The following is a 9,398-nucleotide window of genomic DNA, read 5'->3' on the forward strand; positions in this document are numbered from 1 at the left end:
GGGGCGGGCGGTTCGGCGTCCGGCGCGGCGGCGGCTTGCGGGGCGGCGGTCGCGACCGGTGCATCGCCGTCGACCGGCACTTCCTGGGCTGCCAGCAAGCCCGGCACCGGTGCGGCGACGGGTGCGGGCGGCGGCTCGACCGGCGGCGGCGCGGCGATCGCGACCTCGGCATTCGGGTCGGCCGGTGTCGGCTCCGCCGGGGCGTCGGCCAGGGCGACAACTTCGCTTTCGGCCGCGGCCTCGGTGGTCGCCTTGGCAGCTTCGGACTTCGCCTCGGTGTCGGTCTCGGAGGCCTTGGCGTCGTCGTCCGGCTTGGTTTTGGGCGTCTCGGCCTTCGGCCTGGCCTCGGCCTTGCCCTTCGGCTCCGCCTTGGGCTTGGCCTCGGCCTTGGGCGGGGCCTGGCGGTCGGATGCCTGCTGCAGCTCGCGCGCGAAGGCGCCGGTCTCGGCCCGGGAGTCGGACGAAGCGGGGGCCTCGGGCGCGGAGCCTGAGGGGGCGGGCGGCAGCATGGCGACGTCGAAGGACGACAAGGGTCACACGCAGAGTTGGTTCCGGACGTTCCTAAGCAACCGGCTTGCCAATCCGCGTGCCGTGGAGAAATCTCAATCAGGTCAAGGGTCTGGCCTCCTCTTTACGAGCGGTTCACCAAGCCCGGACCCGGCACTTCCTGCCGGGCGCGACATCCGTTGCCGGGCCGAAGCGGCGCCCTATAGTGCCCGGCCATGGAGCTGTCCCGCCTCGGACTGGACGATCTTCGCCCCGGCGCGCGCGTCGTCGTCGCCATGTCGGGCGGGGTGGATTCCTCGGTCACCGCCGCGCTGCTCACGCGCGCCGGCTTCGACGTGGTCGGCGTCACCCTGCAGCTCTACGACCAGGGCGCGAGCCAGCCGAAGCGGGCCGGCAGCTGCTGCGCCGGGCAGGACGTGCGCGACGCCGCGGGCGTGGCGGCGAAGCTGGGCATTCCGCATTACGTGCTCGACTACGAGCGCCGCTTCCGCGCGGGCGTGATCGACGATTTCGCCGCGTCCTATGCCGCCGGCGAGACGCCGATCCCCTGTATCCGCTGCAACGAGCGCATCAAGTTCGGCGACCTGCTGCAGACCGCGCGCGAGCTCGGCGCGGAGGCGCTGGCGACCGGGCATTATGTGAAGCGCGTCGTGGGCGTGGGCGGGCCCGAGCTGCACCGCGCCGCGGATGCGGGGCGCGACCAGAGCTATTTCCTGTTCGCGACGACGCCGGACCAGCTCGGCTTTCTCCGCTTCCCGCTCGGTGCATTGCCGAAAAGCGCGACGCGCGAACTGGCGGCCGAGTTTGGTCTGACGGTCGCGGCCAAGCCGGACAGCCAGGACATCTGCTTCGTGCCGCAGGGCCGCTACGCCGACTTGGTGGCGAAGCTGAGGCCCGAGGCGGTGGAGCCGGGCGAGATCGTCGACCTCGAGGGCCGCCCGCTCGGCCGGCATGACGGCATCGCGCGCTTCACCGTGGGCCAGCGCAAGGGTCTCGGCGGCGGGTCGGCGGAGCCGCTCTTCGTCGTCCGCATCGAGGCCGCGTCGCGCCGCGTCGTGGTCGGCCCGCGCGCCGCGCTCGCCGCGACAAGCATTGCCCTGCGCGAGGCGAGCTGGCTCGCCGAGCCGGTCGGGGAGATCACGGTCAAGACGCGCTCCGCGGCGAAGCCGGTCGCTGCGACGATCGAGACCGGTGCCGGCCACCACGCGACGGTGCATCTCGCCGAGCCCGCGTTCGGCGTCGCGCCGGGCCAGGCCTGCGTCGTCTACCAGGGCGACCGCGTGCTGGGCGGCGGCTGGATCACGGCTTCCGAGAGCGCCGCCGCCGCGGCCGCCTGAGCGAAGCCCGGAGGGGAAGAAGATGGGTCTGCGCGGCAGCGGCATGCTGATCACCTTCATGGACATCGCGCCGGCCGACGAGGCCGAGTTCAACAAGTGGTATGACGGCGAGCATGTCGAGGAGCGGGTGCGCATCCCGGGCTTCCTCGCCGCGCGGCGCTATGTGGCGCCGGCGCTGTCGCCGAAATACCTGGCGCTGTACGAGACGAAGGATCTCGACGTGCTGGGCGGCGCCGACTACCAGCGGACCTTGGCCAACCAGACCGCGTGGTCGAAATCGGTGATGGGCCGCTTCGTGCGGCCGGGCCGCCTGATCGCCGGCCGCGTCGCCAGCGCCGGCCAGGGCCGCGGCGGCTGGCTCTTGTTCGCGCGGCTGCTGCCGGCGGAGGGGCAGGGCGCGGCGCTCGGCAAGTGGCTGCGCGAGCGCTGGCTGCCGGAAGTGGATGCCGAGACCGCGGTGATCTCCGCCCACATCATGAAGACCGATCCGGTGCTGTCCTTGCCGCTCGACGCCGACGGCAAGCCGGACCGCTCGAGGCCCGCGGCGCCGACCCGCTTCGTGCTGCTGGTCGAGGCGGTGGGGCCGGATGCGCTGGGCCGCGCGCTGGACGCCGCCGATGCCAAACTGCACGGGGCGGCCGAGGTGGAGAGCGGCGCCTACCAGCTGATGTGGGAACTGGCGGCGAGCGACTTGCGGTAGTTCTTTTAACGGACTTGCACTGTGGCCTAGGTCACTGGCGACGGGTAGGCATGTGGAATAGGTTCGCCCGCGGAACAGCGGGAGAGAAACCCATGCCGACGGAAAGCAAGCACCCCGAGACCATCGTCCTGCATGCCGGCTATCGCAGCGACCCGACCACCAACGCGGTCGCGGTGCCGATCTATCAGACGACGTCCTACCAGTTCAATTCGCCGGAGCACGCCGCGAACCTGTTCGCGCTGAAGGAGCTCGGCAACATCTACACCCGCATCATGAACCCGACCAACGCGGTGCTGGAGGAGCGCGTGGCCCAGCTGGAGGGCGGCGTCGCGGCGCTGGCGCTCGGCTCCGGCCAGGCGGCCTCGCTGTTCGCGGTGCAGAACATCTGCCATGCCGGCGACAACTTCGTCGCCTCGACCGACCTCTATGGCGGCACCTGGAACCTGTTCCTCAACACGATGAAGACGATGGGCATCGAGGTGCGCTTCGTCGACCCGAGCGACCCGGAGAATTTCCGCCGCGCCACCGACGCGAGGACGCGCTGCTACTACGCCGAGACCCTGCCGAACCCGAAGCTGACCGTGTTCCCGATCGGCGAGGTGGCGAAGATCGGCCGCTCCCTCGGCGTGCCGCTGATCATGGACAACACGGCGGCGCCGGTGATCTGCCGCCCGCTCGACCATGGCGCGGCGATCGTGATGCATTCGACCACGAAATACATCGGCGGCCACGGCACCTCGATCGGCGGCATCATCGTCGACGGCGGCAATTTCGACTGGGAGAAGCATGCCGAGCGCTTCCCCATGCTGAACACGCCGGACCCGAGCTATCACGGCGCGGTGTGGACCCAGGCGGTGAAGCCGCTTGGGCCCATCGCCTATATCCTGAAGGCGCGCGTGACGCTGCTCCGCGATGTCGGCGCGCCGATGGCGCCGTTCAACGCCTTCATGTTCATCCAGGGGCTGGAGACGCTCGCGCTCCGCATGCGCGCGCATAACGAGAACGCGCTGAAGGTCTCGAAATACCTGGCCGAGCACCCCAAGGTGTCGAAGGTGATCCACCCCTCGCAGCAGACCGGCGAGGCGCAGCGCCGCGCCGCGGCCTATCTGAAGGGCGGGCTCGGCGCGCTGATCGGCTTCGAGCTGAAGGGCGGCATGGAGGCGGGCAAGAAGTTCATCGACGCCCTGAAGATGTTCTACCACGTCGCCAATATCGGCGATGCGCGGAGCCTGGCGATCCACCCGGCCAGCACCACGCATTCGCAGCTGACGCCGGAGGAGCAGCAGCAGACCGGCGTGACCGACGGCTATGTCCGGCTCTCGATCGGCATCGAGCATATCGACGACATCCTCGCCGACCTCGACCAGGCCCTGAAAACGGCCTGAGCCGAAGCGCGGCGCATCTGTTCCCTTGAACCCTCCCTCGCGCCGCGTGAGCGGCGTGGGGGAGGGCAGGGTGGGGGTGGCCACCGCCCGCGCGGCGCATTTGTTCCCCGGCGCTCCTGTTCCGCGGCGCGTCTGTTCCTCCGTGACGTCGTACCCGGGCTTGACCCGGGTACCCATGGCGCGGACGGAGGGGCGTGGATGGCCGGGCCAAGCCCGGCCACGACGGCAAGGTCCGGCGCATTTGTTCCCTGGCGCTCCTGTTCCGCGGCGCTTCTGTTCCTCCCTGACGTCGTACCCGGGCTTGACCCGGGTACCCATGGCGCGGACGGTGGGGCGTGGGTGGCCGGGTCAAGCCCGGCCACGACAGTTGTAGGCGGCGCATCTGTTCCGCGGCGCATCCGTTCCGCGGCGCAAGCTCACCCAGCGCCTGCCTATGGAAGCCTATGGCGGCCAATGGCGTCCTATGGGGGCCAGTGATTGCCTATGGGAGCCTATGGCGGCCTATGATTGCCTATGGCGTCCTATGGGAGCCAATGGCGGGGAACACCCGATACACCTAACCCTCTGAACCGACTGGATCTCCGTTGCCCGAGCGCGCCCGGGGATCGCTTCACCCGCGCGGCGGGGCCAGTTTCCGTCCCGTCCGGCTTGTCCCGAGGGCAAACGCCGCCGGCTCTGCCGGGCGCCGGACCCGGTCAGCTCGCGTAACCCGCTCACGATGTAAAAGAACAGGCGCGAAGCATAGCAAATTATTGCGCGAAAAGCAAGTTCGCGAGCGCCCTTCAAACCCGCTCCGCGCGCGCCTATATTGGCTCTGCCGGCTTGCCGGCTATGGCGATAAACACTGGCTGGAATAGGCGTTACGGACCCGGGGGCAGTGCCCGGCGCCTCCACCACCAGCGCGGCGGGATGAACGATCGGCCGCGTTGCTGCTGGGGGCGAACCAGGATCGACGTGCGTAGTAAAGGGTCAGCTTTTGCCCGGCATGGTTCCGCCGTTATCGGGCCAAACCCTAAGTGCCAACGATAACTCCGTTGCACTCGCTGCCTAGCAGTAGGTAAGCGCGGCTCGGGGGGGCGCCGGGCAACAGAAGCCCCCCCATCTCCTCTCTCTTCGGTGTGTGAGGCCGGCGCGACGCGGCGAAGCCGCATCGGCGCTGCGCCCGCATGGTGAACGTTGACAGGCCGCGCGCATCGCGCTTTAAGGCGGGCCGCTGCCGGCGAGCCCTGTTGGGGGATCGTTCAATGGTAGGACAACGGACTCTGACTCCGTTTATCTAGGTTCGAATCCTAGTCCCCCAACCACTTTGACGACGTTACGTCTGCTGCGGTCCGCGAAGGCACCGCTTTCTATTTAATAGGATATCTTCGTCTCGTGCTCGAGGCGCGCAATGTGCGCTGCTTTCCCGACTGCGGGCTTGATCGCTTCAAGCAGCATTTTGTCAGCGATCTGGAGCAGCGGTCTGTTGTCGAATAGGAAGAGGTAAGGGCCTTTTCGTTCAGATCCATTCAAAAGCTCAAAGACAGCACGGCCCCAGAATGCCGGGTTCGACTCTGCGGCACGATAGGACTTAATACCGAGACGTCCGAACAGGTCCACGTAGTGAGCTCTGCATCTCTCAAAAAGGGCAAAGGCTGCGGATCTCGACGAGGCGATAGTGTCCAGTCGAGGTACGGCTCGCACATCGATGATCCAGCGGGGCGTCAGCTCTCGCACAATCTTCTCAAACTCGTCCTTTCTCATCGAGTCTACGTAGGCGAGAAACACGGCTGATGCTTCCGGGTACGGGAAGGAAAGTTGCCTCGCTGGAGCTGGTGGAATTGCTGCTCTCGCCCGCTCTAGAGAGCACGTTTCAACGAGGCGCAGGTGATGCGGCGCTCGACGTTCGGTCATGGGCTCGTCCCCACAGGAACTTGCGAAATTTTTGCCTCGACCTGAGCGTAGCTCAATCGGAGAGTTTCATTCACCGCATGCCCCTCCGCCGGCGCAAAGTTTGTAATCATAGTGCCGGTCAAGCTGTCTTTGAGATCTCTGTCCTTCAAGAATGCGCGTCGATATAGGCGTGGCGCAACTCCGATAAACGGCCGAAAGAGGACGTTTGGCGTTTTGCCCGCGGCAGTCACAGCTTTTCCCGGTTCGGGACGAACCCAAACTTTGGGATCGGTCACTATGGCGTCGCCATGGAGAGGTATGGCTTGGCTTTTCAAATACGGCTCAATGTATTGCACTTCGATAACGCCAGCTGACACGATGTGGCGTGCGCAATTGTGGCATGGGAATGTTGTGACGAAGAGACGGGTGTCACCGGTTTTAGCGCCGCTCCTCGCAGCAGAAAGGAGTGCGTCCATCTCCGCATGTACAGCCCGACTGAACTCGATCAACTGCCCGATGCGGGTCCTTCTCACACGCTTGAGAAGATCGCCGCTCATCGAAATGCCTTTGAGCTCCTCAACGGAACTGAAAAGCTCCTTGATGATCGCGTTTTGCTCGCGGGTGTTGCTGCAGTATCCGTTATGAACGAAGCATCGAAAATCGCTCTCAGCATCGACTTCGCCCGACGCCGTTTCGGCCGGCACACCGCCATAAACGCCTCCGCCAGCGCGTGGAACTTCGTTGGTCCCTGTTGCGATCAAACTTCCGCTGCTATCGATAAGCGCCGCGCCCACTTGCCGAGATAGACAACTGCTTCGCATGCGAGCGCCATGGGCATGAAACATGCCTGTCTCGCCCGGCCGTGGCCGAACTATTCGACTATGCGTAAGAATATCGACAAGCCGGCCAAGCTGATCCGGTACATCCCATTCTTTGTTTTCCTCGGTCGCTCCACCCATCTTCTTGAGGCGAGTGACTGTATTGTCGATAAAGTAATCGGCCAAATGGAAGGTGTCCGCTACCTTCTGGCCATGTGCTTCTGGCGCATTCTCATCCCGTTCGACAAATTTTTCGATCTGCTCGGCGCTGGCGTCGCGATACTTTTCTTCACGAAGCCTCTTAACTCGCTCCGCCTCATGGCAGAACACTCCGATGAGACAGAACGCTTCTTGGTACACCAGTCGTAGCAGAGCGACTTCATGTGGATGCCGGAGAGAATCGAGAATGTAAGCGCGGCGGGCACCATCGGGCTCGATCGCTTCTCCGGGCGTGATCGTAGCGCTTTGCTTCTCTGCTCGTTTCTTCCGAATTAAGTCAACAAGACCGACGGCAACCGCAGCATTGTCCTTACTGCCTTCACGAACTTTGTCGCCGGCATCCTGAAGTGCGACGCTCTGCGCCAGTTTGGGAGCGCCGGGAATGGCAATGCCCATCGACTTCGCGGCTGCCTCGATGACATCGCGCGCCTTTAAAATTGTGGCGTCGTATCCCGACTCGTTGAGGAGGCCCTCAAGAGCTTCGGCGATTTCACTGGTGCCTGAGCCGACCGGACCAACGACTGCGAACACAAACTCATTTGCTGCCAGGTCACGGACAGCAGATTGGTAGGGTGCATTTATCGACGTCTTCGACGTTGTTTTTCTAAGAGGCGCCACGCTCATAGTTGCTGGTCCTTCTCCTCGCCCACTCGGCTAGATCGCGTTTCCGTTGGAAGCCCGCCGGCGGCATTAAAGTAGAAGGCTCAGATCATACCCGAATGAATCGAGCGCCTGCAAAAATAGTAATTTGCGACTTAAAAGCGACCAGAGGATTCGCCAACGGCAGGCATCAACAACCCCTACGCGGCGAGGGAAAGAAACAGATACAGGTTCCGAAGAACTTCCGCTGGCCCTTAAAGAAGCGGGCCGCTCGCGACAGCCTTTCGTCGGACCTCATCTTCCCGTTCTTCACAGACTTCTCGCCAGATTTCGTAAGTCGTTTTAACCATTGTTTCCAATTCGTCGAACGAAAACAATGAGACGCCCTCGTCGCCGTACAGACGTGGTTGACGGTGACCTTCCTCCGAATATCCAAACTGAAAGATCGCAAAGCGCACAGTGGCAAAATCAGGATCAGCAGCTCGGACTCGCTCATTCATCATTGAAAATACGAACCGCCTCGCCTCTCGATTGAGGCCACGAGTTCGACGCGGATCAATGAACGGAACGATTGGCTGGCCATCAAGGGAAAGCACCATCGACAGCCAAAAAACGACCTTTCGTCCTGTACTCATGGCTAAAGGAAAGAAATCTTGGCCACGGCCCAACATCCTCGCGTCCATCGCAAATCCATGTAGCCCGCGCGCCACAGCAAGATTTGCTTTCAATTCTTCATCCGATTTGCACTTTCGGAGCATATGTCTCTCTATAACGGCCCAATCTGTGGGCGATACTGGGCCAAACATTTCCGGCTGGACATTGAAGATGTCGTGGAGGCATCCCCGTAGGGGACCATACGAGAACGGCGGCCTCCCAAATCGAATTTGCTCTAGTTGCCGGCGCTGCAGCTCGCGCGGCAACGGTGCGATGCGCGCAAGGTCAATATCAGGCAAAAGGGCGTGTCTTCACGAGGTTCTCCAGCGACAGGGGCGTCACCGATCGACACCTTATGGTGTTTGAAGCGCTCCAAGATCACAGTATCTGGTATTCTGAGCCCAAAGGCAACAGATGTTCGCCCTTTGTGCACTATGTGCTCCCAAGGGGAATTCTTCGCATGGGAGATATCAACAAGCCTGCCCGCCGAAAGCTTGCCATAGGAGTTGAGAACGTGTTGCACTAGGCGGCGGACCTCTCGATTGTCGGGCGGTGCAATGGGACTTAACTCGCCGCTAAGTACGTTCTGGGAACACGCGCGAAATCGAATCGGGTCAGGTCCAGCAACCTGAAATGCCTTATAGGCAGTTGGGTGGACTGGCCCATACTGCCATGCCTCGAAATAGCCGCTGACCAAGGGCTTTTTGTTTTCGTTCAAAAAAATTCCGTGGGCGAAATAGAGCAGTTTCTGCAATGCGAGATTCGTGATCGCAATGCCAACGCGATCCGCCTCATCGAGCATGAGGTTGGCAATGCTTCTCGGGTCGTATGAGGCGACGGTCATATGTTGCTATCTGCCCTGGACCAATCGTCAGGCTAGACAGCACCAAGCGGCCTAGACCGCGAATCGCTGAGCGCGATCAGCATCTGTTTAGGACAATTGCCCACATCTTACTATGCGCGGCAAAGCCTCCGGTCCCTGCCAATGGCCTCAGAGGCGCACCTGCTTACTCTCGATATCATCGATCAGCAGCCGAACCGACCGGAGCGGGAAACCTTCTTGCTCGGCGGGCGGCACAAGGAGAACCCGGAATCAGCGCCACGCGGCTTCAGCCTTCGACGCTCACCCCTTCAACAAATTCTCCCGCGCCTCCGGCACCGCATGCGCGGAGCGGCCGCCCATATCGGTCACTTCGTTGGAGAGGTCGCCCTCGGCGGTGGTGGCGGCGTCGGCGGCTTCCGGCTCGGCGGCCTCGGCCGGTCGCGCCGGCTGCGGCGCGGGGGCCGCGCCGCCCGGCGCCCGGAT

The 9,398-nt window shown here is 63.6% G+C and carries 7 protein-coding genes, 1 tRNA gene, 1 other RNA gene and 2 pseudogenes; 5 read left to right on the forward strand and 6 right to left on the reverse strand.

The window, feature by feature from the left end:
* Positions 1-530, reverse strand: a pseudogene (locus tag DT074_RS27000) (hypothetical protein); the annotation flags it as partial.
* A 192-nt stretch (positions 531-722) separates the two neighbouring features.
* Between DT074_RS27000 and mnmA the strand changes: the two are divergent.
* The 5 genes from mnmA to DT074_RS27025 all read left to right on the forward strand — a co-directional run bounded on the left by mnmA (position 723) and on the right by DT074_RS27025 (position 5,233).
* Positions 723-1,844 (forward strand): tRNA 2-thiouridine(34) synthase MnmA, encoded by a 1,122-nt coding sequence (gene mnmA / locus DT074_RS27005; protein WP_119422949.1) that lies wholly within the window; start codon positions 723-725, stop codon positions 1,842-1,844.
* Positions 1,845-1,866: 22 nt separating this feature from the next.
* Positions 1,867-2,544, forward strand: coding sequence for a DUF4286 family protein (locus tag DT074_RS27010; RefSeq protein WP_119422950.1), 678 nt, complete (start codon positions 1,867-1,869; stop codon positions 2,542-2,544).
* Positions 2,545-2,636: 92 nt separating this feature from the next.
* Positions 2,637-3,929, forward strand: coding sequence for an O-acetylhomoserine aminocarboxypropyltransferase/cysteine synthase family protein (locus tag DT074_RS27015; protein WP_119422951.1), 1,293 nt, complete (start codon positions 2,637-2,639; stop codon positions 3,927-3,929).
* A 777-nt stretch (positions 3,930-4,706) separates the two neighbouring features.
* Positions 4,707-5,030: a transfer-messenger RNA gene (gene ssrA / locus DT074_RS27020) on the forward strand.
* A gap of 129 nt (positions 5,031-5,159) precedes the next feature.
* A tRNA-Gln gene (locus DT074_RS27025) sits at positions 5,160-5,233 on the forward strand.
* 49 nt (positions 5,234-5,282) lie between these two features.
* Here the strand turns inward: DT074_RS27025 and DT074_RS27030 are convergent.
* The 5 genes and pseudogenes from DT074_RS27030 to DT074_RS27050 form a co-directional block, all read right to left on the reverse strand.
* Positions 5,283-5,696: a hypothetical protein gene (locus tag DT074_RS27030; RefSeq protein WP_119422952.1), complete on the reverse strand. Its 414-nt coding sequence runs from the start codon at positions 5,694-5,696 to the stop codon at positions 5,283-5,285.
* Between the two features lie 122 nt (positions 5,697-5,818).
* A complete protein-coding gene (locus tag DT074_RS27035) occupies positions 5,819-7,462 on the reverse strand; it encodes an anti-phage dCTP deaminase (protein WP_119422953.1) in 1,644 nt (547 codons plus the stop codon).
* Positions 7,463-7,692: 230 nt separating this feature from the next.
* Positions 7,693-8,391, reverse strand: coding sequence for a type VI toxin-antitoxin system SocB family DNA replication inhibitor toxin (gene socB, locus DT074_RS27040; RefSeq protein WP_119422954.1), 699 nt, complete (start codon positions 8,389-8,391; stop codon positions 7,693-7,695).
* The gene (gene socA, locus DT074_RS27045; RefSeq protein ID WP_119422955.1) at positions 8,328-8,936 is read right to left on the reverse strand and encodes a type VI toxin-antitoxin system SocA family antitoxin; all 609 of its coding nucleotides are present in this window, start codon (positions 8,934-8,936) and stop codon (positions 8,328-8,330) included. Before socA ends, socB begins: the two co-directional genes overlap by 64 nt.
* Positions 8,937-9,215: 279 nt before the next feature.
* Positions 9,216-9,398, reverse strand: a pseudogene (locus DT074_RS27050) (hypothetical protein); the annotation flags it as partial.

It is taken from the genome of Desertibaculum subflavum, from assembly GCA_003576705.1.
Lineage (GTDB): Bacteria > Pseudomonadota > Alphaproteobacteria > Ferrovibrionales > Ferrovibrionaceae > Desertibaculum > Desertibaculum subflavum.

Coding starts and splice junctions, on each gene's coding strand:
- mnmA (WP_119422949.1), top strand. CDS start 723: ATGGAGCTGTCCCGCCTCGGACTGGACGATCTTCGCCCCGGCGCGCGC.
- DT074_RS27010 (WP_119422950.1), top strand. CDS start 1,867: ATGGGTCTGCGCGGCAGCGGCATGCTGATCACCTTCATGGACATCGCG.
- DT074_RS27015 (WP_119422951.1), top strand. CDS start 2,637: ATGCCGACGGAAAGCAAGCACCCCGAGACCATCGTCCTGCATGCCGGC.
- DT074_RS27035 (WP_119422953.1), bottom strand. CDS start 7,462: ATGAGCGTGGCGCCTCTTAGAAAAACAACGTCGAAGACGTCGATAAAT.
- socA (WP_119422955.1), bottom strand. CDS start 8,936: ATGACCGTCGCCTCATACGACCCGAGAAGCATTGCCAACCTCATGCTC.